Consider the following 24,964-nt stretch of genomic DNA (forward strand, 5'->3'; position numbering starts at 1 on the left):
TTCCTAAACGCTTTGGTGCCAGTCTGATGAGAAATACCGACATCAGAACAGGGACATGATGCAAACGACGTTTGGCACCGGTCAGCCAGGCAGGGAAAACACGGATCTGGCCTTCACGGATTCGTTGACCGGGCTCGGCAACCATCGTCGCTTCTTCGACAAGGTCGATCGCCTGATCAGCGACCGCGCCGACGACCCCGCACCCTTCACCGTCGGCATCCTCGACCTCGACGGCTTCAAGCCGATCAACGACCTGTTCGGCCACAAGGCCGGCGACGACATCCTGATCCAGGTGGCGATGCGGCTGCGCGCCTCGATGGACGGCTATTCCACCGTCTGCCGCATCGGCGCCGATGAGTTCGCCTATCTCTACCCGATGGTGTTCTCCGAGGAGCAGGCGGCCGAAAAGTCGCGCATGCTGATCGAGATCCTGTCGGCCCCCTATGATGTCGGCGAGCGTACCGCGAGGCTTTCCGCCTCGGTCGGCTGCTCGCTCTTCTATTCCGGCGATGAGACCACCGAGATCCTCGTCAACAAGGCCGAGACCGCGCTCTATCACGCCAAGCGCTCGGGCCGCGGCCGCGTCGTCGTCTACACCCGCGAGATGGAGGAGGCGGCCAAGCGCGTCACCCGCATCGAGCAGGCGCTGCGCCGCGCCGTCTCGGCCGGCGAGGTCGAGCCGCATTTCCAGCCCATCGTCGATTTGAACAGCCGCCGCACCATCGGCTTCGAGACGCTGGCGCGCTGGACCGACCGCGACCTCGGCGTCGTGCCGCCATCCGTCTTCATCCCAATCGCCGAGGAACGCGGCATCATCGGCCCGCTGTCGCAGCTGGTGCTGCGCAAGGCGACGGAAGCGGCGCGCAGCTGGCCGAAGGATCTGTTCCTGTCCTTCAACCTGTCGCCCTCGCAGCTCGTCGACCAGAACACCGGCTTGCATATCCTCGCCATCCTCGACCGCACCGGCTTCGACCCGCGCCGCCTGGAGATCGAGATCACCGAGACCGGCCTGATGAATGATCCGGCCTCGGCCGAGAAGATCGTCGCGGACCTGCGCCGCGTCGGCATCCGCGTCTCGCTCGACGATTTCGGCACCGGCCAGTCGTCGCTCGGCCGCCTGCGCGAGTTCCATTTCGACAAGCTCAAGATCGACCGTGCCTTCGTCTCCTCCATCCTCGACGACCGGCCCTCGGAGCACATCATCCGCGCCATCCTCGCCATGTGCGAGGGGCTCGGCATGGATGTCGTCGCCGAAGGCATCGAGGACGAGGCCCAGGCCGATCGCCTCGTCCAGTTCGGCTGCGCCGGCGGGCAGGGCTATCTGTTCGGCAAGCCGGCCGATGCCGACGCCACGCTCGGCTATCTGCGCGATTCCTATCGCGGCGCGCTGCATGCCAAGGCGATCTGATAAGATAAGGTCTGTTGATATTCAGGTGAGGCCGGTCTGCAAATGGCGGCCTCCTGCGCTTCCGGTGCTCACGTACTTTAAGTACGCTCCGCTCCGGTTCTCGGAAACCACCCAGTTTGGGCGCTTCGCGCCCGTCTTCGACTCCGACTCGGCCTGACCTGAATCTCAACAAACGTTGAGCTGCTTCCGGGAAGACGGAGATGCAGATCTCATTTGTCGGACATAAGCTGCCGAATTCGCCTTTTCGCCCTTGCCCCCCGGCCCTGCGTGGCTAGGATGCGCGCCGGCCAAAGGGAGAAGAAATCATGATGCCATCGGCACGGTTCGCCGACCTCGACGGCGCCTCGGTGCTGATCACCGGCGGCGGCTCCGGCATCGGCGCGGCGCTGACCGAAGGTTTCATGCGCCAGGGCTCCAGGGTCGCCTTCATCGATATCGCCGACAAGCCAAGCACCGCCCTTGCCGACCGGCTGGAGAAGGAGCTCGGCCGCCGGCCGCTCTACCTCAAGGCCGACCTGCGCGACGTCGAGGCGCTGCGCGCCGCCGCGGCGAAGGCGGCTGAGGCGCATGGCGACGTGACGGTGCTGGTCAACAATGCCGCGCTCGACGATCGCCACGCTGTGGAAGACGTCACGGTCGAGTTCTGGGACAACAATCTCGCCGTCAACCTGCGGCCGCATTTCTTCACCGCGCAGGCCGTGGCGCCCGGCATGAAGCGCGCCGGCGGCGGCTCCATCATCAACTTCACCTCCACCTCCTATCTGATCAACCATCCCGATATGCCGGCCTACACAGCGGCCAAGGCAGGCATACTCGGCCTGACAAAGGGCCTCGCCGGCAAGCTTGGGCAAGACCGCATCCGCGTCAACGCGGTGGCGCCGGGCTGGGTGATCACCGAGCGCCAGCGCGAGCTCTGGGTCACTGACGAGGGGCTCGCCGCCCATGTCGCCAAGCAGTGCATCAAGGATGTGATGCAGCCCGACGACATGGTGGGCACGGTTCTGTTCCTGGCGTCGGACGCCTCGCGCATGCTCACCGCCCAAATGCTGATCGTCGACGGAGGCTTCCTGTGAGCGCGGCCCCGGCGGTCGCCGCGCTCGACTGGGGTACGACCAGGCTGCGCGCCTGGCTGCTCGACAACACCGGTAAGGTGCTTGCCGAGCGGCGCGGCGACGACGGGCTGATCACCGCCCGTGAAAAAGGTTTTGCCAACGTGCTGGAAAGCCACCTTGGCGCCATGGGTGCGCCGGACACGCTGCCGGTCATCATCTGTGGCATGGCCGGCTCGCGGCAGGGCTGGATCGAGGCGCCCTATGTCACCGTGCCGGCGCCCATCGGCGCTATCCTGCGCGGCGCCGCCCGCATCGAGGGCTCGCGCCGCGACATCCGCATCGTGCCTGGCCTCGCGCAGCGCCTGGCCGACGCGCCGGATGTCATGCGCGGCGAGGAGACCCAGCTTGCCGGCGCCGGTTTGCCGGCAAAGGGAAGGCATCTCGTCTGCATGCCCGGTACCCATTCAAAATGGGTTTCGGTCGAGGATGGCGCGGTCGCGGGCTTCGGCACCTGGCCGACCGGCGAATTGTTCTCGGTGCTTGCGGGGCATTCGATCCTGAAACATTCGCTGGGCGAGCATCCCGCTCCCGTCGCCGCGGACAGTCCGTTCTTCCGGCAATGGTGCGAGCGAGCCTTGGGCGAGGGTGGCGATATCACCTCGAAGCTGTTCGCCATCCGCGCCGCCGGGCTTCTGCAGGATCTGCAGCCCGCCGAGGCGGCGGCGGCTCTGTCCGGACTGCTGATCGGCGGCGAGATCGCCTCGGCAAGACGCCGCTATGGCGCCAGCGAAGCGCCGGTCGTGCTGGTCGCCTCGGGCACGCTGGCCACGCTCTACGGTTCCGCCCTGGGTTTTGCCGGACTTGCCTTCCGCACCGTGGACGCCGATGAAGCGGTGCGCGCCGGCCTCGTCGAGGCCGCGCGCGAGAACGGCATGATTGGAGGCGCTTCATGAGCCAGACCGCACCCTTCCCCAAACTCAAGCGCGGCCTAGTCGCCATCCTGCGCGGCCTGAAGCCCTCCGAGGCCGTGGCGATCGGCAAGGCGATCCACGACGCCGGCATCGAGGCCATCGAAGTGCCGCTCAACTCGCCGGAGCCGTTCGTCTCCATCGCCGACCTGGTCAAGGCGCTGCCGCAAAGCGCGCTGATCGGCGCCGGCACGGTGCTGACGGCGGAGGACGTCGACGCCTTGCACAAGGCTGGCGGCAGGCTGTTGGTCAGTCCGAACATCGATGCCGAGGTCATGGGCCGCGCCATGCATCACGGCATGGTGACGATGCCCGGCGTGTTCACGCCCACCGAAGCCTTCCAGGCGATCCGGTTAGGGGCCTCGGCGCTGAAATTCTTCCCGGCAAGCGTGCTTGGATCGAGCGGCATCGCGGCGATCCGCGCCGTGCTGCCGCCCGCAACCCTGATCGGCGCCGTGGGCGGCGTCTCGGACAAGGACTTTGCCGGCTACAAGGCGGCCGGCGTCAGCGTCTTCGGCCTGGGGTCCAGCCTCTACAAGCCGGGCGCGACGGTCGAGGACGTGGCGCGGCGCGCCAGCGCCGCGGTCGCCGCCTGGGATGAAGCTTTCGGAGGATGACGATGGACGGCGTTTCGGTTTTTTCCGACCACATCTGCGAACTCGGCGAAGGCCCGAGCTACGATCCCGCCACCGACACGCTGTTCTGGTTCGACATCGTCAACGGCAAGCTTCTGGAAAAGCCGCTCGCCGGGGCGCTGAAGGTGCATGACCTCGGCGTCATGGCCAGCGCCATCGCCGTCATCGACGCCGACCGCCAGCTCATCGCCACCGATATCGGCCTTCAGGTCCGGGACGTGAAAACCGGCAGGCTGACGCTGCACACGCCGATCGAGGCCGACAATCCGGTCACGCGCTCCAACGATTCCCGCGTCCACCCCTGCGGCGCGCTGTGGACCGGCACGATGGGCAAGGGCGAGGAGAAGGGCGCGGGCTCGATCTACTGGTTCTTCAAGGGCGAATTGCGCCGGCTGTTTTCCGGCATCACCGTCTCGAACTCGATCTGTTTTTCGGAGGACGGCACGATCGCCTACTACACCGACACCGCGACCGGACTTCTGATGCGCGTCGCCTGCGATCCGGCGACCGGCCTGCCCGCCGGCGAAGTGAAAGTGTTCGTCGATCATCGCGCCTCGAAAGGTTATATCGACGGTTCGGTCGTCGACCGCGACGGGGTTCTGTGGAACGCCGTCTGGGGCGGCAAGGCGGTGAAGGCCTATGCGCCGGATGGCACGCTGCTGCGCGAGATCGCCATGCCGGTGACGCAACCGTCCTGCCCGGCTTTCGTCGGCGCCAAGGGCGACCGCCTGGCCGTGACCTCGGCCTGGAGCGGCAAGGACGAAAAACAGCGCGCGCTCGATCCGCAGGCCGGCATGACCTTCCTGCTCGATATCCCGGTCAACGGCCGCTTCGAGCCGCGCGTGCTGATCGCATAAGGCAGTTCAGCACTATCAGGCAATCGCCTCAGTCCGGTCGGTTTCCCGCAAGCCGGCCGCTGCGGTCGTGCGATGGTAGCCCTGATTTCGACCGGAGCATTCAATGCCGCAGCCGACGCTGATCCTTGTCTACGAGCCGGAAAAGGCCTGTCTCGACCGCCTGTCCGCCGACGGATACCCGGCGGATCGTGCCCTGGAAATTTCGTCCTATCTGGCGCAGTCGACCGACCTTGCGCCCGAATTCAACCTGCTCGCCGCCGCCTGCGAGAAGCGCGGTCTCGCTTTCAAGCCTGTCGAGCTCGACGACGCGGCGCCCGTTCTGGCGAAGGCCGATCCCGCAACAACGCTGGTCTGGACGCTGACCGACGGCATTGCCTATTTCCGCGGCGGCGCTTCGCCGGCGCTGGCGCGGCTGAACGGGCTGCGCACCATCGGCGCCGACGATTCGCTTTTCGCGCTCTGCCAGGACAAATTGCGCTCCGGCGCCGTGCTCGGCGCGCTCGGCCTGCCAGTGCCGCAGGCGGGCTTCGCGCGCAACGGCGAGTGGCTGGTCGAGCCGCCGGCCTCGCCCAAGGGCTGGTTCGTCAAGCCCAACCGGCTCGGCGCCAAGATCGGCATCTGGCCGGATTCGCGCATCGCCGATCTCGGCCACGCGCTTGAGCTTAGCCGGCGTGTCTTTGCCCATTATCGCGACGGTGTCGTCGTCCAGCCCTATGTCGCCGGCCGCAACGTGCGCGCAAGCTTCCTTGGCCTCCAGCCGGAGACCGGCATCGAAGCGCTTGGCATCTTCTTCGTCGATTCCGGCGGCGATTTCCAGACCATGGCCGACTCAATGGCGCTTTATGGCGAGACCGGCCGGGCCGCGAAGGATGCGGGCACCTATGCCGAGCCGGAGCTGGAGGCTGTCGGCGCCAGCCAGCCGGAGGCGGATCGGAAAATCCGCGCCATCGCGCGGAAACTGATAAGCGGTCTCGGCCTGAGGGACGTGTTTTCCGTCGATTTCCGCGTCGAGGCCGACGACACCGTCCATCTCATCGAGTTCGAGGTATGTCCCGGCCTGCCCTGCTTCGATTTCCGCGACTATTGCCGCAGGCAGTGGGGGATGAGCCTTGCCGATGCGATGGCGCAGACGGCAGCTAACAGGCTGACGTCGCGGCGTTCATGATTGGCTGAGGCCGGGCACTTCGTCATTCTAGGGCGTAGCAAGGAGCGAAGCGACGCGCGCAGACCCTGGAATCCATGCCATTACCTCGGCCGTGGAGTGCAGCGGAGCAGAATTTCTGGACCGCGGCGGCGCGTTGAAGTCACGGAATGGATCCTCGGGTCTTCGCCGCGTCGCTTCGCTCCTTGCTCCGCCCGTGGATGACGACGAGATGGGCGGCCGATCTCCAACATACGCCGGCGCAGACGACCTAAACGCCCTCGACCAGCACGATCTCGCCCTCGGCCACTTTCTGGCGGATGGCGGCGGCGCGCTGGTATTCCGGCGAGTGGTAGCAGTCATGCGCCGTCGCCAGCGAGTCGAACTCAATGATGACATTGCGGGCGCGGCCCGGCCCCTCGGCCCTTTCATGCTCGCCGCCGCGCGCCAGGAATTTCGCGCCGAAGCGGTCGAAGGCGAGCTTGGCCGCGGCGACATAATCCTTGTATCCCTCGGCGTCGCGCACATCGACGCGAGCGATCCAATATCCCTTGGGCATGCGTTTCTCCTGTTTGTTTTCGCGAACGAGGACCGGTCCTTAGGCCGACTGCATTTCGGTGAGGATCACCTCGGCCGCGGCACGCCGATCCGGCGCCTTGACGATCGGCCGGCCGACGACGAGGTGGCTGGAGCCGTTGCGGATCGCTTGCGCGGGCGTCACCACGCGTTTCTGGTCGCCGTGGTCGCTGCCCGACGGGCGGATGCCGGGCGTCACAACCGCGAGGTCGGGTCCGACGATCCGGCGCACCGCTTGAGCCTCCTCGGCCGAGCAAACGATGCCGCCCATACCGGCATGCAGCGCCTGTTCGGAGCGCCTGAGCACCAGCGTGTGCGGGTCGTATTCATAGCCGGCGTCGATCACGTCCTGCTCGTCCATCGAGGTCAGCACCGTCACCCCGAGCAGGCAGAGATCGCTGCCCTTGGCCGCCTCGACGGCCGCTCTCATGGTTTTGGGATACGCATGCAGCGTCAGCATCGAAACACCCATCTTGACGATGTTCTCGACGCCCTTGGCCACCGTGTTGTCGATGTCGAGCAGCTTCATGTCGAGGAACACTTTCGTGCCGCCGCTGGCGAGCTCCCGCGCGAAGTCCAGCCCGCCGGCAAAGGCGAGCTGGTAGCCGATCTTGTAGAAGGAAACGGTGCCTTCGAGCTCACGCACCGCCTTCTCGGCCTCGCTCAGCGTCGGCAAGTCCAGCCCGACGATCAGCCGCTCCCGCATGCTGTCGGCCTCGGCGAAATGCATCATGCCTCGATCCGGGTGGACAGCATGCGCGAGGTTTCCATCAGTGTACGGCATAGGCGCTCCATCGATTGGTGTAGTCTGGCGTCCCTGAATTGTCCGTCCTCGGCGAACGCCGCGTCGGCCTCGGAGACCGAGCATTCCGGCGTGATCACCTCCATCTGGCAGCGCACCAGCACCGCGCGCAGATGATTGATGCAGCGTATGCCGGCGAACTTGCCCTCGGACGACGAGCAAAGCCCCACCGGCTTGCCAGCCAGGGGCCTGAACGTACGGCTGCCCTCGCGCCGTATCCGGCTCACCCAGTCGATCGCGTTCTTGAGCAGGGGCGGGATCGAGCCGTTATATTCGGGCGTCGCGATCAGCAGCCCGTCATGCGCCGCAATCTGACGCCCGAGTCTGAGCGCGTTCTCGGGGATGCCTTTTTCCTTTTCGAGGTCCTCGTCCATGATCGGCAGCGGATAGTCGCCGAGCGAGATGCGCGTCACCTCCGCGCCCTGCATGGCCAGTTCCTTCTGCGCCACATCGGCCGTCCGGCCGCTATAGGCGCCGGTCCGGACCGAGCCGGCGAAGACCAGGATTCGTGGGATCACTGCCATTGGCCTGCTTCGCTAAGGGAGTAGGGGAGTAAGGGAATAGGGCAGTAGGGATAGTGCGGAAGCTGAACGTTCATTCCCCTATTCCCCTACTGCCTTACTCCCCTACTCCCTTATCCCTAATGCGCCGCGCGGCGATAGATCCAAAGCTGAGTCGGCGGGATGTTGCGGAAGATGAAATCGAAATGCTCGACCGTGTAGTCGCCTCGGCCGGCCGGGATCGGCGACAGCGGGCCGTAGGTCAGCTGCACGATTGGCCGTCCGGCAGGAATGCGGTCGAGCAGGCTCTCGATATAGCCGATGCGCTGGGCGACCGGGAAATTGAGGAGCGGCACGCCGGAGACGACCGAATCGAACACCATGTCGCGGTTGTCGCCGAGCGTCGCGTTAAGATTGAAGGCGTCGCCCTCGATCACGTTGACGCCGGGATAGAGCCCGCGCAGATGGCGCACGAAGTCGGTCGAATATTCGACCGCGTAGAGGTTTTCCGGCTTCACGCCCTGGGCGAGGATGGCGCGGGTGATGACGCCGGTGCCGGGCCCGACCTCGAGCACCGGCAGGCCCGATCTCGGATTGACGATCGAGGCCATCTTGCGGGCGGTGATGGAACTGGTCGGAACGATCGAGCCGACCGTTTTCGGCTTGTCGATCCAGCCTTTGAAGAACTTCAGCTCGTCGTCGAATTTTTCCGCCAGCGCTTTGCGCAACCCGGGACTACGTGCCATCAGAGCTCTCCTCAATGCTCGCCCCCGAACCGCTACTTAGCAGGTGGGTGGGACAAGGCAAGGCGTCAAGCTGGCATAAGATGTTGATGACGCTTGGGAAGCGGATCGCCGCTTCCGATGCCGTTCGCAATGTGGGCCGTGACGATCAGTTTTCGCCGAACGACTCGAAAAAATCCTTCATGCGGGCGAAAAAGCCGCTCGACTGGGGCGAATTGTCCTTCGAGGAGAGCTGCTCGAACTCTTCCAGCAATTCGCGCTGACGGCGCGTCAGGTTCTGCGGCGTCTCGACCGCCGTCTGGATGTAGAGGTCGCCGACATTAGGCTGACGCAGCACCGGCATGCCCTTGCCTTTCAAGCGGAATTGGCGGCCGTTCTGCGTGCCTTCCGGCACCTTCACCTTGGTCTGCGTGCCGTCCAGCGTGGTGACCTCGAAGGAGCCGCCAAGGGCGGCCGTCGTCATCGAGATCGGCACCTTGCAATAGAGATCGGCGCCGTCGCGCTGGAAGAATTCGTGCGGCTTCACCGCCAGGAAGATGTAGAGGTCGCCGGACGGTCCGCCGCGCAGGCCCGCCTCGCCCTCATTGGCAAGCCGGATGCGGGTGCCGTCCTCGATGCCGGCCGGGATGTTGACCGACAGCGAGCGCTCCTCGGTGACGCGGCCCTGTCCAGCGCATTTCGGGCAGGGATCCTTGATCGTCTGGCCGCGGCCCTGGCATTGCGGGCAGGTGCGCTCGATCGAGAAGAAGCCTTGCGTGGCGCGCACCTTGCCGTGGCCGTGGCACATCGAGCAGGTCACCGGCTGGGTGCCGGGCTTGGCGCCGCTGCCGGAGCATTCCGAGCAGGAAATGGAAGCCGGCACGTGGATCTGGGCGGTCTTGCCGGAAAAGGCCTCTTCCAGCGTGATTTCCATATTGTAGCGCAGGTCGGCGCCGCGTTCGCGGCCGCCCGACGAGCGGCGCTGGCGGCCGCCCATCATGTCGCCGAAAATATCCTCGAAGATGTCGGCGAATCCGCCGGCGCCGAAGCCGTGCGCGGCGCCGTTCATGCCGCCCTCAAAGGCGGCGTGGCCGAAGCGGTCATAGGCGGCGCGCTTCTGCGGGTCCTTCAGCGTCTCGTAGGCTTCGTTGATTTCTTTGAACTTGTGCTCGCAGGCATGGTCGCCGGGGTTGCGGTCGGGGTGGAACTGCATGGCGAGCTTGCGAAAAGCGCTCTTGAGCTCCTTGTCGTCGGCGCCTTTTTGCACGCCCAGCGTTTCGTAGAAATCAGCTTTCATTTTTTCCCGCTGTCCGGATGCTCAATGTCTTCAAGCATTGTTGGCGACGTTTGCCGGCATGGCCTTGGATTTAGGAGCGATGTTTCCCGGATGCTAGTGCCAAGCCAGAGTCGCTCCGGGTTTTTCCGTCACTTTTTCGATTGGGGTTGCAAAAAAGCCCGGCTTTGCGCCGGGCTTTTGCACTTATTCGCCGTCAGCCGGCTCAGGCCGACTTCTTCTTGTCGTCGTCTTCGTTGATTTCCTCGAAGTCGGCGTCGACCACGTCCGGATCTTTGGCGGCATCCGCCTTGGCGTCGGCTTCGGCCGCTTCCTTCTGCGAGGCCTCGTACATGGCCTGGCCGAGCTTCATCGACACTTCGGCCAGCGACTGCGACTTGGCCTCGATATCGGCCGGATCGTCGCCTTCGGCGGCGGTCTTCAGCGCGGCGATGGCGTCGGAGATCGCGGTGCGGTCGGCATCCGAGACCTTGTCGCCATAATCCTTCAGCGACTTCTCGGACGAGTGCACCAGCGCCTCGGCCTGGTTGCGGGCCTCGACGAGGGCGCGGCGCTTCTTGTCGGCGTCGGCATTGGCCTCGGCGTCCTTCACCATCTTCTCGATGTCGGCGTCGGACAGACCGCCCGATGCCTGGATGCGGATCTGGTGCTCCTTGCCGGTGCCCTTGTCCTTGGCCGAGACGTTGACGATGCCGTTGGCGTCGATGTCGAAGGTGACCTCGATCTGCGGCACGCCGCGCGGCGCCGGCGGGATGCCGACCAGGTCGAACTGGCCGAGCAGCTTGTTGTCCGCCGCCATTTCGCGCTCGCCCTGGAAGACGCGGATCGTCACCGCCGACTGCGAATCCTCGGCGGTCGAGAAGGTCTGGCTCTTCTTGGTCGGGATCGTCGTGTTGCGCTCGATCAGCCGGGTGAACACGCCACCCAGCGTCTCGATGCCCAGCGACAGCGGCGTCACGTCGAGCAAGAGCACGTCCTTGACGTCGCCCTGCAGCACGCCGGCCTGGATGGCGGCGCCGAGCGCGACGACCTCATCCGGGTTGACGCCCTTGTGCGGCTCCTTGCCGAAGAACTGCTTCACGATCTCCTGGATCTTGGGCATACGGGTCATGCCGCCGACCAGAACCACTTCGTCGATCTCGGCAGCCTTCAGGCCGGCATCCTTGAGCGCCGCCTTGCAGGGCTCGATCGTGCGCTGCACGAGGTCGTCGACCAGCTGCTCGAACTTCGCCCGGGTGAGCTTCATCGTCAGGTGCTTGGGCCCGGTGGCGTCGGCGGTGATGAAGGGCAGGTTGATCTCGGTCTGCGTCGTCGACGACAGCTCGATCTTGGCCTTCTCGGCCGCTTCCTTCAGGCGTTGCAACGCGAGCTTGTCGGCCTTGAGGTCGATGCCCTGTTCCTTCTTGAACTCGGCCGCCAGATATTCGACGAGCCGCATGTCGAAGTCCTCGCCGCCGAGGAAGGTGTCGCCATTGGTCGACTTCACCTCGAAGACGCCGTCGCCGATCTCGAGCACGGAAATATCGAAGGTGCCGCCGCCGAGATCATAGACGGCGATGGTCTTGCCGTCCTTCTTTTCCAGGCCGTAGGCAAGCGCTGCGGCCGTCGGCTCGTTGATGATGCGCAGCACCTCGAGGCCGGCGATCCTGCCGGCGTCCTTGGTCGCCTGGCGCTGGGCGTCGTTGAAATAGGCCGGAACGGTGATGACCGCCTTCTCGACCTTCTCGCCGAGATAGGCTTCCGCCGTCTCTTTCATCTTCTGCAGGATCATGGCCGAGATCTGGCTGGGCGACTGCTTCTTGCCGCCGGCCTCGACCCAGGCGTCGCCATTGTCGCCCTTGACGATCTTGTAGGGGACAAGCTTCTTGTCCTTCTCCGTCACCGGATCGTCATAGCGGCGGCCGATCAGGCGCTTGACCGCGAAGATGGTGTTTTCAGGATTGGTGACCGCCTGGCGCTTGGCCGGCTGGCCGACGAGGCGTTCGCCGTCATTGGAGATGGCGACGATGGAAGGCGTCGTGCGCGCGCCTTCAGCATTCTCGATCACCTTGGGGTCCTTGCCATCCATGATGGCAATGCAGGAATTGGTGGTGCCGAGATCGATACCGATAACTTTTGCCATTGTTCTAGTCTCTCCTCTAAGCAGGCTCTCAGGACCCTTCAAAAGGCGTTCCGACGAAAGCCCCTGTTCACAAGAAATCCCGCCCCGGTCCCCGCTTTTCGGGGCCGGACGGCTTGGCGCGTATATAAGAACAGCCGACACGGGGCGCAAGCATTCTGCGCAAGCTGTCCATTGTCTCGACAGCGGCAACGGGGCGACCCGCCGCGATTTGCGGCAGAATCGGCGGGAGATCGCACTACCCTGTTGTTCCGAATAGCTTTTTTGGAATCGATGCCGCTGGCGCCGCACAGGTCGGGCATTTGGCGGGGGCAAGGCATCCCTTGGCGGGCGTGACTTTCGGTCGCGAAAGGGACGGAAAATCAGCCTGCCGCCAGTATTTGGAATCGGGCGGCAGGCCCTCGGCGCCCGGAGTGACACAGGTGAAGGTCGCCGTCAGCTCGCCCTTGTTCACCATCTGCAGCCGTCGCGCAAACCGTCAGCGCGTAGCTGCGAACGCTTCTGCGCACAGCGCCTGCAATTTCGCGAAGATCTGCCTGCCGCCGGTGATCACCTGCGTGCCCTGGTCGAGCACCGTCTTCGGATCCGCTCTGAGCACCATGCCGCCGGCCTCTTCGACCAACAGCATGCCGGCCAGACAGTCCCAGGCGTTCATGTGCTCCTCGACATAGCCGAGCAGCCGGCCGGACGCCGCATAGGCAAGCATCAGCGCTCCGGAAGCATTGCGATAGAAGACGCCGCCCTCCGCCATGATCAGGCTGATGAGCACCGCGACATGCTCTGTCGCCGTCCGGTTCGAAAGCCCGGTGCCGACGGAACCTTCGGAAAGCGACGCGGCATTGCTGGCCTTGATCGGCTTGCCGTTGATGAAGGCGCCGCCGCCCAGGCGGCCGTAGAACGTCTCGTCGATCGAAGGCTCATGGATGACGCCGACCACCGTCTCGCCGTCCTTGGCGCAGGCGATCACCACGCACCAGGCGGGAATGCCGCGCACGAAATTGGCGGTGCCGTCGATCGGGTCGATCACCCAGACATGGCCGGTCGTTCCGGTCACCGCCGCGTGCTCCTCGCCGACGATGCCGTCTTGCGGATAGGCCTCGGCGATCGCCGTGCGGATGAACAGCTCGACCTCGCGGTCGGCCTCTGAGACCAGATCCTGATGGCCCTTGCTCTCGACGGCCAGATTGTCGAGGTCGCGGAAATATTTCAGCCCCAACTCGCCGGCGCGGCGCGCCAGGTCGATGGCAAAATGCATGCGGTCGTCGAGATCTTTGGTCACGGGGAACTCTTGGCTGAGAGGGACATCTGCGCGCCCTTAACAGACCAATATGTCAGGCAAAAGTGACTGCGCGATCAGGCCGCCTCCGACATCGATTTGTGCACGTCGGCGAGAATCTCGTAGGAGCGCACGCGCGCCGCGTGATCGAAGATCTGCGCCGTCACCATCAATTCGTCGGCGCCGGTGCGGCGGATGAAGGCGTCGATGCCCTGGCGCACGGTCTCCGGCGATCCGACGACGGCGCAGGACAGCGCCTGGGCAAGCATGGTTTTCGCCATCGGGTCGAGATCGCGGTCGTAGTTCTCGACCGGCGGCGGCAACTGCCCGGGCCGGCCGCTGCGCAGGTTGACGAAGGCCTGCTGCAGCGAGCTGAACAGCAGCTTCGCCTCGGCATCCGTCGGCGCGGCAGAGACATTGAGGCCGAGCATGACGTAGGGCTTGTCCAACTGCGCCGATGGCTGGAAGCGCGTCCGGTAAACCTCCAGCGCATGGTCGAGCTCGGCCGGCGCGAAATGCGAGGCGAAGGCGTAGGGCAGGCCAAGAAGTGCTGCGAGCTGCGCGCCGTAGAGGCTGGAGCCGAGGATCCAGACCGGCACGGTCTGGCCTTCGCCGGGCACGGCGCGGATGCGCTCGCCTTCCTCGGCCGGCTGGAAATAGCCCATCAGCTCGACCACGTCCTGTGGGAAATTGTCGGCGGACTCCAGATTGCGCCGCAGGGCGCGGGCGGTCAGCATGTCGGTGCCCGGCGCGCGGCCGAGGCCAAGGTCGATGCGGCCGGGAAAAAGCGCGGCCAGCGTGCCGAACTGCTCGGCGATCACCAGCGGCGCATGGTTGGGCAGCATGATGCCGCCGGCGCCGACGCGGATCGTCTTGGTGCCGCCGGCGACATACGCGATCACGACGGATGTCGCGGCGCTTGCGATGCCCGGCATGTTGTGATGCTCGGCCAGCCAGTAGCGCTTGTAGCCCAGGCGCTCGGCATGGCGGGCAAGGTCGAGCGAATTGGCGAGCGACCGCGAGGCGGTGCTGCCTTGCGTGATCGGCGACAGGTCGAGAACCGAAAGGTCCGTCATTGGTCAGGTCTCCACGATGCGTTTTTCCTTGAGCCTCGCCTCGAAGGCGGCGCGGTCGGGAATGACGATGGCGAGCTGGTTCTCCAGCACGTCGGCGAGCTCCGCGGCCGTCGCGATCTCGCGCTGCTCGCTGCGGCCGCCGGCATGATGCGTCGACAGCCGGTTGGTGCGCAGCGCATAGCGCCGGTCGGGCAGGGCCAGCGCGGCGACAAGCGTCGACAGGAAATGCGAGCTCGGATGCGTCGACAGGAAATGGCTGGCGACCCGGTAGTCGACCTCATAGGCCTGGCTTAGGTCGAAGCGGTAGAGCGTGCGCCATTCCTCGCCGATATCGGCCTGCAGGCGGAATTGTCCGCCGGTCTCGACGAGGCGGAAGGTTTCGTGCGGCGTCTTTTGCCCCAGCCCGGCTTCCAAAAGCAGCGGCGCCGTCAGGGTCAGGCCGCCGAAGCCGACATCGGCGATGTAAGTGCGGCCGCCAAGCTCGATGCGCAGCAGCATATGGCTGCGCGCCGTGACGGCGTCCTCCGGCTGACCCCAGAGCACGCGGGCGGCAAGTCCGCCGACGGTGAAGCCCAGCGCGTCAAGCGCGTGCATGAAGATCAGATTGTGCTCGAAGCAATAGCCGCCGCGACCCTGGCCAAAAATCTTGTGCTGCAGCGAAGCGAGGTCGAGGCCGACGGAAACGCCCATCAAGGCGTCGATGTTCTCGAACGGGATCGCCCGCGGATGTGCTGCGTGCAGCGCCTGCAGCGTGGCCAGCGAAGCGTCAGCCGGTCCGCCGTAGCCGATGCGGGCAAAATAGCCATCGAGATCGAAGTCGCTCATTAAGGACAGGTCCGGCTTGACCGGTCCGATATAGGCACTGGCCGGCGGCGCCGCAAACAATGGGCGAGGTTTGAGATTGGGCCAGCGTTTCAGGATTTGTGATTGTTCTCGGCGGGCTCTTCCTCGATGGCCATGGACTGCTGCGCGGCCAGGAAATTGCCGACCGGGCTCAGGCTTTCGAAATGGTCGCAGAACACCTTGATGACGACCAGCAGAGGCACCGCCATCAGCGCGCCGACGAAACCCCACAGCCATGACCAGAAGGCAATGGCGATGAAGATCGCCACGGCGTTGATCTCGAGGCGCCGCCCGACCACCATCGGTGTAACGAACTGCCCTTCGACCACGTCGCACAAAAGCACGAAGGCCGGCGCGAGCAGCGCATAGGCGATCGTGTCGAAGCTGATCAGCGCGATGACGGCGACGAGCAGGATGGTCATCAGCGCGCCGACATAGGGCAGGAAATTGAGCAGGGCCGCTGTCGCGCCCCAGACCAGGGGATTGGGCATGCCGAGCCCCCAGAGACCCAGCCCGATAACTGTGCCGAGACCCACATTGATGATGGAGACCGTAAGCAGGTAGTGCGAAATCTCGCGCTCGACGTCGTAGACGACGCGCAGTGCCCGCTTCTTCTGGGTCATGCTGGTGAAGGACTGAACGATCTTCTCGTAGAACAGCGTGCCGGAGGCGAGAAGGAACAGCGACAGCACGAAGACGATGGTGATCGCGGTGCCTGCTTCCACGATGTTGCTGGCGGCGGAGGACAGCATGCCGGACGGCGCCACCGCGACCCGCTGCAGGCCGGGCTCCTGCGAGGTCTCGGTCAGCGTTTCCAGCTGATGCGCGAGGCCCATCATTCGTTCGAGCGGCCGCTTGAACGGCGCCAGCCGCTCGGTCAGCTGCTGGCCGATCGAATAGGAGTTGTTGATGAGGTCGATGACCGGGCCGCTGAGCAGATAGCCGGCGCTGGCGAAAACGAAGATGGAGAAAAGCACCAGCAGCGTCGCCGACACCACTTCCGGAATCCCGTGCTTTCTCAGAAAACGCACGATCGGCGTCAGCGTCAGCGCCAGCAGGAAGGCAAGCATCACCGGCATGAAGAAGGCGCGGGCGAAGTATAGCGCCGCCGCGACCATCAGAATGAAGATCCCGATCACCAGCGACCGCATCAGGCGTATGTCCGCCCTGGCATCGGCACGCGGGTCAGGGCTTTCGGCAGCGCTTGCGCCCGAAGCGATCTGTTCGGCTTTCATCGGTTCCCTTGCAAGCCGCCAGCCGACAATGCATGGCGGCGGGCCTGCGCTCGAAACGCGGGAGTTCCGGGCAAGGTTCCAAGAGCCGGCCTTCCCGGCATCCGAAGGCCGGTTTCGAGCGGCCGCTCGTCAGGCAGCCGGCGCTGGCGCCGCCTTGGCCGTCTCCTTGCGCACGAGCGGCGCCACCCTCGTGCCGTAGAGCTCGATCGCCTTCATGATCTTGGCGTGCGGCATGGTGCCGATCGCCATCTGCAGAAGGAAGCGGTCGTTGTTGAAGATCCTGTGCTGGGCGACGATCTTTTCAGCCACCTGCTCGGGGTTACCCACGAAGAGGGCCCCATTGGGACCCCGCGCCTGGTCGAAATGCGCGCGCGAGGTCGGGCCCCAACCGCGCTCGCGGCCGATGCGGTTCATCACCTCGGCCTGTGGCCCGTAGAAATCGTCGGCCGCCTGCTCGGTCGTCTCCGCAATGAAGCCGTGCACGTTGATGCTGGTGGCGAGGCTGGTCGGGTCGGTGCCCGCCCGGCGCGCCGCCTCGCGATAGATATCGAACAGCGGCGCGAACCGCGCCGGTTCGCCGCCGATGATGGCTAAAGCCAGCGGCAGGCCGAGCACGCCGGCGCGGGCGGCGGATTGCGGCGTGCCGCCGATGGCGATCCAGATCGGCAGCTTTTCCTGGAACGGACGCGGGTAGACGCCGCGGCCGTTGATCGGCGCGCGCAGCTTGCCCTGCCACGTCACCTTCACCTGGTCGCGGATGGCGAGCAACAGGTCGAGCTTCTCGGCGAAAAGCTCGTCATAGTCTTCCAAATTGTAGCCGAACAGGGGGAAGGATTCGATGAAGGAGCCGCGCCCCGCCATGATCTCGGCGCGGCCGTTGGACAGAAGGTCGAGCGTCGCGAATTGCTGGAAGTCGCGCACCGGATCGTCGGAGGAGAGCACCGTGACCGCGCTGGTAAGCCGGATCTTCTTCGTGCGCTCGGCCGCCGCGGCAAGCGCCACGGCCGGCGCGGAGGCGGCATAGTCGGGGCGGTGATGCTCGCCGAGCCCGAACACGTCGAGGCCGACCTGGTCGGCCAGCTCGATTTCCTCGATCAGGTTGCGCAGCCGCTCATGCGGGCCGATGGCGCCGGGACCCGGTTCCGGGCTGACATCGGCGAAAGTGTAGAGACCGAGTTCCATCTGATTGGATCCTGAGGTGTTCAAGTGGATTTTGTGTGTCGGCGCTAGAGGTAGCGGGCTGTCGTGCCGCTCGCCAGTGGTGCGATCTGTGAACAGTGCATCGCATGGTGCCGGGCCGTATCCCTGCGGCAACAAGCCCGGTTTTTTCATGGCTGGCATACCGTTTTGGCGCTTGAACTCGCCGCTTTCACGCGTATGTAAGCGTCGCGAATAGACTGCAGGGAAGTACACTTGGCTATCTACAGGGAAAAAGACATTTTCGAGCGGCGCAATGCCGCGAACGAGGCAAAGAAGGCGCTGCTCGCGCGCTTCAAGGCAAAGCCGGCGGCGGATGATCCCGCTGTGCTGGCGCGCCAGGCCGAACGCAAGGCGATCCTCGAGGCCCGCGCCATCCGCGAAGCGGAGAAGGCAAGGCTGAAGCAGGAAAAGCTGGCGCGCGAAGCGGCCGAGAAGGCCGAACGCGAAGCCGCCGCAGAAGCGGCGCGTATCGCCGCCGAAGAGGCTGCTGCCGCCGAGGCTAAAATCCGCGAGGCCGAGGAAGCAGAGCGCATCGCGCTCGAGCTCGCCGACGAGGCCGCGCGCAAGGCCAAGCGTGACGCACGCTACGCCGCCCGCAAGGCGCGCGTCGGCAGGACGCCTCCGGGCTTCTCCGCCCGCTAGAGCAATTCCAGGAAAAGTGCGTAGCGGTTTTCCGTCCGGAATTGCGCAAGAACCAAAAGCCTAGGACGGGTCGGCGATTCTGTGAATCGCTGAACCGCTCTAAGTTCGGGTTCGAATAGGAAATATTCAGGGTCGCCAAAAGCGGCCCTGAACGCGTTTGTGCTCCCGGCTGACGGGCCTCTCAGGCAACCAGCTTCAGCCCGACGATGCCGCAGACGATCAGGCCGATGCAGGCCAGCCGGACGACTGTCGCAGGTTCGCCGAGCAGCCAGATGCCGAGCAGCGCCGTGCCGACGGTGCCGATGCCGGTCCATACGGCATAGGCCGTGCCGACAGGCAGCTCCTTCAGCGCCAGGCCGAGCAGGCCGAGGCTGACGATCATCGAGGCGATGGTGAGAAGGGTCGGCAGCGGCCTGGAGAAGCCGTCGGTGTATTTGAGGCCGATCGCCCAGCCGATCTCGAACAGGCCGGCGAAGAAAAGAAAGATCCAGGACATCGAAAACGCTCCGTCATTCCAGCATCGCCTGAGATGCTTGCTGGCGGGTCGTGCCGGCCGGCTTTTCGGGGAATCGAGGTCGTCCTCGCCCCTTGATATGGGAGTGCCTTGTCTCTCGATCAACAAAACACCGGCAGCATTGTCATGCCGCCGGTTCAGATTCTGCAGAGAGCCGGATAGACCAAATTCGGCCGCTTACTTTTCCTTGATGCGCATCGCCTTGACCGGCGGCGCCTTCGGAGCCGGGGCCGCGGCGGGCTTCTTGGCGTCCTTCTTCGGCTTGCGGGCTTCCTTGCCCGCCTTCATCGCACCTTTAGCCATGATTCGCTCCTCCGATTGTGGACGCGCAAGTGAAACAAGAGAAATGCCGGACCGCAAGAGGCGGCGCCGCGCTTGCGAAGCCGTGCGGCCGGATGTCAACCGATTTTCCCTGCGCCGCGCTCCTTCGAGGAGCGCTTCAGCCGGCTTGAACCTCGGCCTGGCTGGCGCATTGTCTGTGGAGCTGTGGCGTGCGGCCCGCTAAGCTCGATGCATCGCAGAGAGGTCAAAAGCCAATGGCAGGGCATGCCGGCTCGAAAAGGGTCATCTACGCCGCGCTCGCCGGCAACCTGGCGATCGCGGCGACCAAATTCGCGGCCGCGTTCTTCACCGGTTCGTCAGCCATGTTGTCGGAAGGCGTGCATTCGCTGGTCGACACGGGTAACGGCACGCTGCTCCTCTACGGCATGCGTCGCGCCGCGCGGCCGCCCGACCGCACGCATCCGCTCGGCTATGGGCGCGAGCTCTATTTCTGGAGTTTCATCGTCGCGCTTCTGGTGTTCGCGCTCGGTTCCGGCATTTCCTTCTATGAGGGCATCATCCACATCATGGCGCCCGAACCTGTCGTCAACGCCAGGGTCAATTACATCGTGCTCGGGCTGTCCTTCCTGTTCGAGGGCAGCTCATGGCTGGTGGCGCTGAGGGAGTTCCGCCAGCAGAAGGGCAGGCAGGGCTGGTTGCAGGCGGTGCAGTCGAGCAAGGATCCGAGCGTCTACACGGTGCTGTTCGAGGACAGCGCCGCATTGCTCGGCCTCATCGTCGCCTTCGCCGGCATCCTCTCCGCGCAACTTCTGGAAATGCCCGAGCTGGACGGTGTCGGCTCGATCGGCATCGCCATCATCCTCGGCGCCACGGCGATCTTCCTGGCGCGCGAGAGCAAGGGCCTGCTGCTGGGCGAGCCCGCTTCACCCGAAGTGCAGAAGAAGGTGCTGGCGATCGTACAGGACGACCCGGCCGTCCAGCGGGCCAACGGCATATTGAGCGTCCACGTCGGTCCGGAGGAAATCGTCGCGGGCTTGAGCATCGAATTCGAGGATCATCTCACCGCGCCCGAGATCGAAGCCTGCGTCGAGCGCCTGGAGGCAAGGCTGAAGAAAGAGATGCCGCAAATATCGAGGCTCTTCGTCAAGCCGCAGGCAACTGGCACATGGGAGCGACGGCGCAAGGCCATGGCCGAGGCTTCGGAGGAGAGTTAGGTTGAACGGGGCGAAGTTTGTGAGGAGCACAGCCTATGAAGATCGACGGCGGATGCCATTGCGGCGCGATCACCTATGAGGCGGAGGTCGATCCGGAAAAGACCTCGATCTGCCACTGCACCGACTGCCAGCAGCTGACCGGGACGGCTTTTCGCGTCACCGTGCCGGCGCCGGAAAGCGACTACAGGGTCACTCGGGGCGCGCCGAAAGTCTATATCAAGACTGGATCGAGCGGCGCCAAACGGGCGCAAGGTTTCTGCGGCGATTGCGGCTCGCATCTCTATGCAACCTCGGTCGGCGACGGACCCAAAATCTATGGCATCAGGGTCGGCACAGCGCGCCAGCGGGAGGACCTTGTTCCGAGAAGACAGGTCTGGCACCGCTCGGCGTTGCACTGGCTGCCGGAATTCGAAGGCATGACGACTCTCGAGGAGCAGTAGGCTACTCATCGCCCTCGACGACCCGCAGCCTGAGCTGTCCCGTCTTTGAATCGGCCACCCGCGCGCCGGCTTCCGCCTTAGCGGGACCGCCGCGCGGCGTCTCGGTTTCGCCCTCGGCGAACTCCAGCGCCTCGATCTTCTGGCCGCGCTTGGTGACCTTCGACGTCGAGACCAGAATGTCGTCGATGTCCTTGGCCGCCTGGCCGAAATGCGTCTGCAGTCGGCGCACCCGCTCGTCGACCCTGGCCACATCCTCCATCAGCCGGATGACCTCGCCCTGGATCAGATGCGCCTGCTCGCGCATCCGGGCGTCCTTGAGGATCGCCTGGATCACCTGGATCGACAGCATCAGCAGCGACGGCGAGACGATGACGACGCGGGCGCGGTGCGCCTTCTGCACCACCGCTTCGAAATTCTCGTGGATTTCCGCGAACACCGATTCCGAGGGCACGAACATGAAGGCGGTGTCCTGCGTCTCGCCCTGGATCAGGTATTTTTCGGCGATATCGCGGATATGCACCTCGATGTCGCGCCGAAAAGCCTGCGCCGCCACCTTCTGCATGTCGGCGCCTTCGGCGGCGCGGATGGCCTTCCAGGCTTCCAGTGGGAATTTCGCGTCGATGGCGAGCATCGGCGCGCCGTTCGGCATCCGCACCAGGCAGTCGGGCCGGCTGCCATTGCTGAGGCTGGCCTGGAATTCATAGGCGCCGTGCGGCAGCCCGTCGGCAACGATCGCTTCCATCCGCGACTGGCCGAAGGCGCCGCGCGTCTGCTTGTTGGAGAGGATCGCCTGCAGCTGCACGACCTGACCGGCCAGGGACTGGATGTTGCCTTGCGCGGTGTCGATCACCGCCAGCCGCTCCTGCAGCTTGGCCAGGCTTTCATGCGTCGACTTGGTCTGCTCGGCCATGGTCTGGCCGATGCGGCCGGTCATGGCGTCGAGTCGCTGCCCGAGCGATTGCGTGAGCTCCGCCTGCCTGGCGCCGAACACGTCGGCGATCGCGCCCATGCGCCCCTGCATCTCGGCCTGCGCCTGCATGATGTCGGCCATCCGCGCCTCGGCGTCGCGGGCATGGTCGGCCGCTTCCGCCGCGGCAACCGCGCGCGCCTTGGCCGCGCGCCACAGGGCGATGACGAGCGCGGCGAACAGCACGACGAACAGGACGGCGACGATGCCAACCGCCTGGCCGAGCGTGATCGTGGTGGCGCCGAGCCGCGCGACCGGTTGCGAAAGGATGGAGGTCATGTCGTTCATGGGCGCAGCATAACCGATTCGCATCGCCGGCACAGATCAAAACGTGAACAGGGAAAAGCTGCCCCCGTTGACGCCTCGAAAGCGAAGTCTTAGGTGAGACGCCATGTCGATCAAGCCGCTCATCATCCTTCCCGATCCCGTCCTGCGCCAGGTTTCCAAGCCGGTGGAGCGCGTCGACGCCGATTTGCGCAAGCTCGCCGACGACATGCTGGAGACCATGTATGACGCGCCGGGCATAGGCCTCGCGGCGATCCAGGTCGGTGAGCCGCGTCGGCTTCTGGTCATCGACCTTGCCAAGGAAGGCGAGGAGCCTCAGCCGCATGTCTTCGTCAATCCGGAAGTGCTCGAGAGCTCCGACCACCGCTCGGTCTATGAGGAAGGCTGCCTGTCGATCCCCGACTATTATGCCGAGGTCGAGCGCCCGGCTTCCGTGCGGGTGAAATATCTCGACCGCGACGGCAAGTTGCAGGAGATGCAGGCGGAGGGCCTGATGGCCACCTGCCTGCAGCACGAGATCGACCACCTCAACGGTGTGCTCTTCATCGACCACATCTCCAAGCTGAAGCGCGACATGGTGGTGCGCAAGTTCAAGAAGCTCGCCAAGGACAAGGCGCCGGGCAAGATGGTGGGCTAAGGGCCGTTTCGGCCGCGCGAGCACCTGAGCCTACCGCAAACGGGATCGCAGACCTCATGCCGCTTCGCGTCATCTTCATGGGCACGCCGGATTTTTCCGTGCCGACATTACGCGCCATCGCCGAAGCCGGCCACGAGATCGCGGCCGTCTACACGCAGCCGCCGCGCGCCGCCGGCCGGCGCGGGCTGGAATTGACGCCCTCGCCGGTGCAGCGCGAGGCCGAGCGGCTGGGGCTCGAAGTGCGCACGCCGACATCGCTGAAGGGTGTGGCGGAGCAGGCGGCTTTCGCTGCCCTGCAGGCCGATGTCGCCGTCGTCGTCGCCTATGGGTTGCTGCTGCCGAAAGCCATTCTGGACGCGCCGAGGCTGGGTTGCCTCAACGGCCATGCCTCGCTTTTGCCACGCTGGCGTGGTGCTGCTCCCATCCAGCGTGCCATCATGGCCGGCGATGCCGAAACCGGCATGATGGTCATGAAGATGGAAGAGGGTCTGGATACCGGGCCGGTGGCAATGGTTGAAAAAGTCGCCATCGCACCCGATATGACGGCCGGCGAATTGCATGACCGCCTGATGGTTCAGGGCGCTTCGCTGATGGTCGAGGCGCTCGCGCAGTTGGGGATAAATTGTCTGACATTTACCCCGCAGGCGACGGAAGGGGTGACCTACGCCCGAAAGATCGATAAATCGGAGACACGCGTAGACTGGACGCGGCCTTCTGGCGAAGTCCACAATCACATTCGCGGCCTCTCGCCCTTCCCGGGCGCGTGGTGCGAGGTCGAAATTGGCGGCCGCACGGAGCGGCTGAAACTGCTTCGCTCGACGCTCTCGGATGGCGTCGGCGAGTCGGGAGGAATTCTCGATGACCGGCTGACGGTCGCCTGCGGGTCGGGCGCGGTCAGGCTGGTCGAAGTTCAACGGGCGGGCGGAAAGCCTGCCGCCGCGCAGGAGTTCTTGCGCGGAGCCAAGATCGAAAAAGGAACGAAACTGACATGAGCATGATGTCGATACGCGCGGCGACGCCGCGGGATCGCGAGGCGATCCGCCTCGTCGAAGAGCATGCCTTTGGCCAGCAGGCGGAAGCCGGGCTGGTCGACGCCCTGGTCACCGGCGGCGATGCCGTCGTCGAGCTGGTTGCGGAGGAAGACGGCCAGGTCGTCGGCCACATCCTGTTTTCCAGGCTTTACGTGCAGAATGGCGGCAAGCGTTTCGCGGCCGTCGCCCTTGCGCCGCTAGCGGTCGAACCGTCGTTTCATGGCACCGGCATCGGCGGCGCGCTGATCCGCGAGGCGCATGTGCGGCTCAAGGAAGCCGGCGAGACGCTTGCCGTGGTCCTGGGCGATCCGACCTATTACGGTCGTTTTGGCTACGCCCATGACCGCGCTGCAAGGTTCGAGAGCGAGTATCAGGGCGAAGCGCTGCAGGCTCTGGCCTGGGGCGACGCGCCGGAGACCGGCAGACTGGTCTACGCTACCGCTTTCACAGCGCTCGCCGCCTAGGCGAGCGCCGAACAACCGCAGAACATGCCGCGTTTTCGGCTCGATATCGAATATGACGGCAGCCAGTTCGCCGGCTGGCAGCATCAGGCCGACCAGCCCTCGGTGCAGCAGGCGATCGAGCAGGCGATCGAAAAGTTCTGCGGTGAAGACCTAAGAATACGGGCCGCCGGCCGCACCGATGCCGGCGTGCACGCCACCGCCCAGGTGGCGCATGTCGATCTCGCCAAGGCGTGGTCGGGCGACAAGGTGCGCGATGCGGTGAATGCCCATCTGCAGGCGGCCGGCGCGCGCGTAGTCATCCTCAAGGCGGGCGTCGTCGCCGACGGCTTCGACGCGCGCTTTTCCGCCACCGGCCGCCGCTATCTCTATCGCATCCTCAACCGTCGCGCCCCGGCGGCGCTGGAAAAGGGCAAGGCCTGGTGGGTTCCGAAGCGGCTCGACGCCGAGGCCATGCACGAAGCTGCCAAGGTGCTGCTTGGAAAGCATGACTTCACCACCTTCCGCTCTACCCAATGCCAGGCCGAAAGCCCGGTCCGCACGCTTGACCGCCTCGATGTCAGCCGCAATGGCGATTTCATCGAGGTGCGGACCTCGGCACGCTCCTTCCTGCACAACCAGGTGCGCTCGATGGTCGGCTCGCTGCGGCGCGTCGGCGACGGCTCCTGGGGCGCCGCCGATCTCAAAGCGGCGCTTGAAGCGCGCGACCGCGCCGCCTGCGGCCAGGTGGCGCCGCCGGACGGGCTGTTTCTTGTCGGGGTGGATTATCCGGAAGACGTCTGAGACT

Annotated in this window: 27 protein-coding genes; 13 read left to right on the forward strand and 14 right to left on the reverse strand. The window is 65.1% G+C overall.

All coding sequences use genetic code 11. The annotated features are described in order from the left end of the window. Window positions 1-58 precede the first annotated feature (58 nt). The 6 genes from EN852_RS22460 (at window position 59) to EN852_RS22485 (ending at window position 6,085) form a co-directional block, all read left to right on the forward strand. On the forward strand, window positions 59-1,408 hold the full coding sequence (locus tag EN852_RS22460) for an EAL domain-containing protein (protein ID WP_127866347.1): 1,350 nt from the start codon (window positions 59-61) through the stop codon (window positions 1,406-1,408). A 305-nt stretch (window positions 1,409-1,713) separates the two neighbouring features. Next, entirely contained in the window at window positions 1,714-2,481 is a 768-nt protein-coding gene (locus EN852_RS22465; protein WP_127877129.1) for an SDR family oxidoreductase, read from the forward strand. Continuing rightward, complete coding sequence (locus EN852_RS22470) at window positions 2,478-3,413, forward strand: 2-dehydro-3-deoxygalactonokinase (protein ID WP_127877131.1); 936 nt, start codon at window positions 2,478-2,480, stop codon at window positions 3,411-3,413. Before EN852_RS22465 ends, EN852_RS22470 begins: the two co-directional genes overlap by 4 nt. Beyond that, window positions 3,410-4,045 carry a 2-dehydro-3-deoxy-6-phosphogalactonate aldolase gene (locus tag EN852_RS22475; RefSeq protein ID WP_127877133.1) on the forward strand — a complete coding sequence of 212 codons (636 nt, stop codon included), beginning with the start codon at window positions 3,410-3,412 and terminating at the stop codon, window positions 4,043-4,045. The genes EN852_RS22470 and EN852_RS22475 overlap by 4 nt, the downstream gene beginning before the upstream one ends. Further along, entirely contained in the window at window positions 4,042-4,920 is an 879-nt protein-coding gene (locus EN852_RS22480) for an SMP-30/gluconolactonase/LRE family protein (protein WP_127877135.1), read from the forward strand. Before EN852_RS22475 ends, EN852_RS22480 begins: the two co-directional genes overlap by 4 nt. Before the next feature lie 103 nt (window positions 4,921-5,023). Further along, complete coding sequence (locus EN852_RS22485; protein ID WP_127877137.1) at window positions 5,024-6,085, forward strand: D-alanine:D-lactate ligase-like protein; 1,062 nt, start codon at window positions 5,024-5,026, stop codon at window positions 6,083-6,085. A 247-nt stretch (window positions 6,086-6,332) separates the two neighbouring features. On the opposite strand, the gene EN852_RS22490 is transcribed toward EN852_RS22485, so the two are convergent. From EN852_RS22490 to EN852_RS22540, 11 genes are all read right to left on the reverse strand, one after another. Then, window positions 6,333-6,620 carry a DUF1330 domain-containing protein gene (locus EN852_RS22490; RefSeq protein ID WP_127877139.1) on the reverse strand — a complete coding sequence of 96 codons (288 nt, stop codon included), beginning with the start codon at window positions 6,618-6,620 and terminating at the stop codon, window positions 6,333-6,335. Between the two features lie 39 nt (window positions 6,621-6,659). Then, window positions 6,660-7,367, reverse strand: a complete 708-nt coding sequence (gene pyrF / locus EN852_RS22495; RefSeq protein WP_127877403.1) for an orotidine-5'-phosphate decarboxylase — start codon at window positions 7,365-7,367, stop codon at window positions 6,660-6,662. After that, window positions 7,367-7,963, reverse strand: a complete 597-nt coding sequence (locus tag EN852_RS22500; protein ID WP_127877141.1) for an NADPH-dependent FMN reductase — start codon at window positions 7,961-7,963, stop codon at window positions 7,367-7,369. The genes pyrF and EN852_RS22500 overlap by 1 nt, the downstream gene beginning before the upstream one ends. A 116-nt stretch (window positions 7,964-8,079) precedes the next feature. Further along, window positions 8,080-8,685, reverse strand: coding sequence for a phospholipid N-methyltransferase PmtA (gene pmtA, locus EN852_RS22505; RefSeq protein ID WP_127877143.1), 606 nt, complete (start codon window positions 8,683-8,685; stop codon window positions 8,080-8,082). Window positions 8,686-8,830: 145 nt separating this feature from the next. Further along, on the reverse strand, window positions 8,831-9,958 hold the full coding sequence (dnaJ, locus tag EN852_RS22510) for a molecular chaperone DnaJ (protein WP_112128917.1): 1,128 nt from the start codon (window positions 9,956-9,958) through the stop codon (window positions 8,831-8,833). Between the two features lie 202 nt (window positions 9,959-10,160). After that, a complete protein-coding gene (gene dnaK, locus EN852_RS22515) occupies window positions 10,161-12,077 on the reverse strand; it encodes a molecular chaperone DnaK (RefSeq protein ID WP_127877145.1) in 1,917 nt (638 codons plus the stop codon). 475 nt (window positions 12,078-12,552) lie between these two features. Continuing rightward, window positions 12,553-13,353 carry an inositol monophosphatase family protein gene (locus tag EN852_RS22520; RefSeq protein ID WP_127877147.1) on the reverse strand — a complete coding sequence of 267 codons (801 nt, stop codon included), beginning with the start codon at window positions 13,351-13,353 and terminating at the stop codon, window positions 12,553-12,555. A 74-nt stretch (window positions 13,354-13,427) separates the two neighbouring features. Beyond that, the gene (locus EN852_RS22525; protein ID WP_127877149.1) at window positions 13,428-14,426 is read right to left on the reverse strand and encodes an LLM class flavin-dependent oxidoreductase; all 999 of its coding nucleotides are present in this window, start codon (window positions 14,424-14,426) and stop codon (window positions 13,428-13,430) included. Between the two features lie 3 nt (window positions 14,427-14,429). Further along, entirely contained in the window at window positions 14,430-15,251 is an 822-nt protein-coding gene (locus tag EN852_RS22530; RefSeq protein WP_127877150.1) for an arylamine N-acetyltransferase, read from the reverse strand. An 89-nt stretch (window positions 15,252-15,340) separates the two neighbouring features. Continuing rightward, complete coding sequence (locus EN852_RS22535; RefSeq protein WP_127877152.1) at window positions 15,341-16,504, reverse strand: AI-2E family transporter; 1,164 nt, start codon at window positions 16,502-16,504, stop codon at window positions 15,341-15,343. A 129-nt stretch (window positions 16,505-16,633) separates the two neighbouring features. Beyond that, the gene (locus EN852_RS22540) at window positions 16,634-17,686 is read right to left on the reverse strand and encodes an LLM class flavin-dependent oxidoreductase (RefSeq protein ID WP_127877154.1); all 1,053 of its coding nucleotides are present in this window, start codon (window positions 17,684-17,686) and stop codon (window positions 16,634-16,636) included. Window positions 17,687-17,917: 231 nt separating this feature from the next. Between EN852_RS22540 and EN852_RS22545 the strand changes: the two genes are divergently transcribed. After that, window positions 17,918-18,346 carry a DUF6481 family protein gene (locus EN852_RS22545; RefSeq protein ID WP_042647354.1) on the forward strand — a complete coding sequence of 143 codons (429 nt, stop codon included), beginning with the start codon at window positions 17,918-17,920 and terminating at the stop codon, window positions 18,344-18,346. A gap of 181 nt (window positions 18,347-18,527) precedes the next feature. Here the strand turns inward: EN852_RS22545 and sugE are convergent, their stop codons facing one another. Both sugE and EN852_RS43215 read right to left on the reverse strand, forming a co-directional pair. Beyond that, window positions 18,528-18,842: a quaternary ammonium compound efflux SMR transporter SugE gene (sugE, locus tag EN852_RS22550; protein ID WP_127866254.1), complete on the reverse strand. Its 315-nt coding sequence runs from the start codon at window positions 18,840-18,842 to the stop codon at window positions 18,528-18,530. Window positions 18,843-19,037: 195 nt separating this feature from the next. Next, window positions 19,038-19,163 carry a hypothetical protein gene (locus EN852_RS43215; RefSeq protein WP_095819016.1) on the reverse strand — a complete coding sequence of 42 codons (126 nt, stop codon included), beginning with the start codon at window positions 19,161-19,163 and terminating at the stop codon, window positions 19,038-19,040. A 233-nt stretch (window positions 19,164-19,396) separates the two neighbouring features. On the opposite strand from EN852_RS43215, the gene EN852_RS22560 reads away from it, so the two are divergent. Then, complete coding sequence (locus EN852_RS22560) at window positions 19,397-20,356, forward strand: cation diffusion facilitator family transporter (protein WP_127877156.1); 960 nt, start codon at window positions 19,397-19,399, stop codon at window positions 20,354-20,356. Between the two features lie 35 nt (window positions 20,357-20,391). Next, entirely contained in the window at window positions 20,392-20,796 is a 405-nt protein-coding gene (locus tag EN852_RS22565; protein ID WP_127877158.1) for a GFA family protein, read from the forward strand. 1 nt (window position 20,797) lies between these two features. Here the strand turns inward: EN852_RS22565 and EN852_RS22570 are convergent, their stop codons facing one another. Then, window positions 20,798-22,051, reverse strand: coding sequence for a DNA recombination protein RmuC (locus EN852_RS22570; RefSeq protein ID WP_127877159.1), 1,254 nt, complete (start codon window positions 22,049-22,051; stop codon window positions 20,798-20,800). Window positions 22,052-22,154: 103 nt separating this feature from the next. Between EN852_RS22570 and def the strand changes: the two genes are divergently transcribed. Genes def through truA form a run of 4 tightly spaced genes read left to right on the forward strand, consistent with a single transcriptional unit; the run spans window position 22,155 to window position 24,960 of the window. Further along, on the forward strand, window positions 22,155-22,685 hold the full coding sequence (gene def, locus EN852_RS22575) for a peptide deformylase (RefSeq protein WP_127877160.1): 531 nt from the start codon (window positions 22,155-22,157) through the stop codon (window positions 22,683-22,685). A 56-nt stretch (window positions 22,686-22,741) separates the two neighbouring features. Next, on the forward strand, window positions 22,742-23,677 hold the full coding sequence (fmt, locus tag EN852_RS22580) for a methionyl-tRNA formyltransferase (protein ID WP_127877161.1): 936 nt from the start codon (window positions 22,742-22,744) through the stop codon (window positions 23,675-23,677). Further along, window positions 23,674-24,180, forward strand: coding sequence for an N-acetyltransferase (locus tag EN852_RS22585; RefSeq protein WP_127877163.1), 507 nt, complete (start codon window positions 23,674-23,676; stop codon window positions 24,178-24,180). Before fmt ends, EN852_RS22585 begins: the two co-directional genes overlap by 4 nt. Window positions 24,181-24,204: 24 nt before the next feature. Beyond that, window positions 24,205-24,960 (forward strand): tRNA pseudouridine(38-40) synthase TruA, encoded by a 756-nt coding sequence (gene truA, locus EN852_RS22590; protein WP_127877165.1) that lies wholly within the window; start codon window positions 24,205-24,207, stop codon window positions 24,958-24,960. The last annotated feature ends 4 nt before the right edge of the window (window positions 24,961-24,964 follow it).

The sequence above is a fragment of the Mesorhizobium sp. M2E.F.Ca.ET.209.01.1.1 genome (genome assembly GCF_004010375.2).
GTDB lineage: Bacteria > Pseudomonadota > Alphaproteobacteria > Rhizobiales > Rhizobiaceae > Mesorhizobium.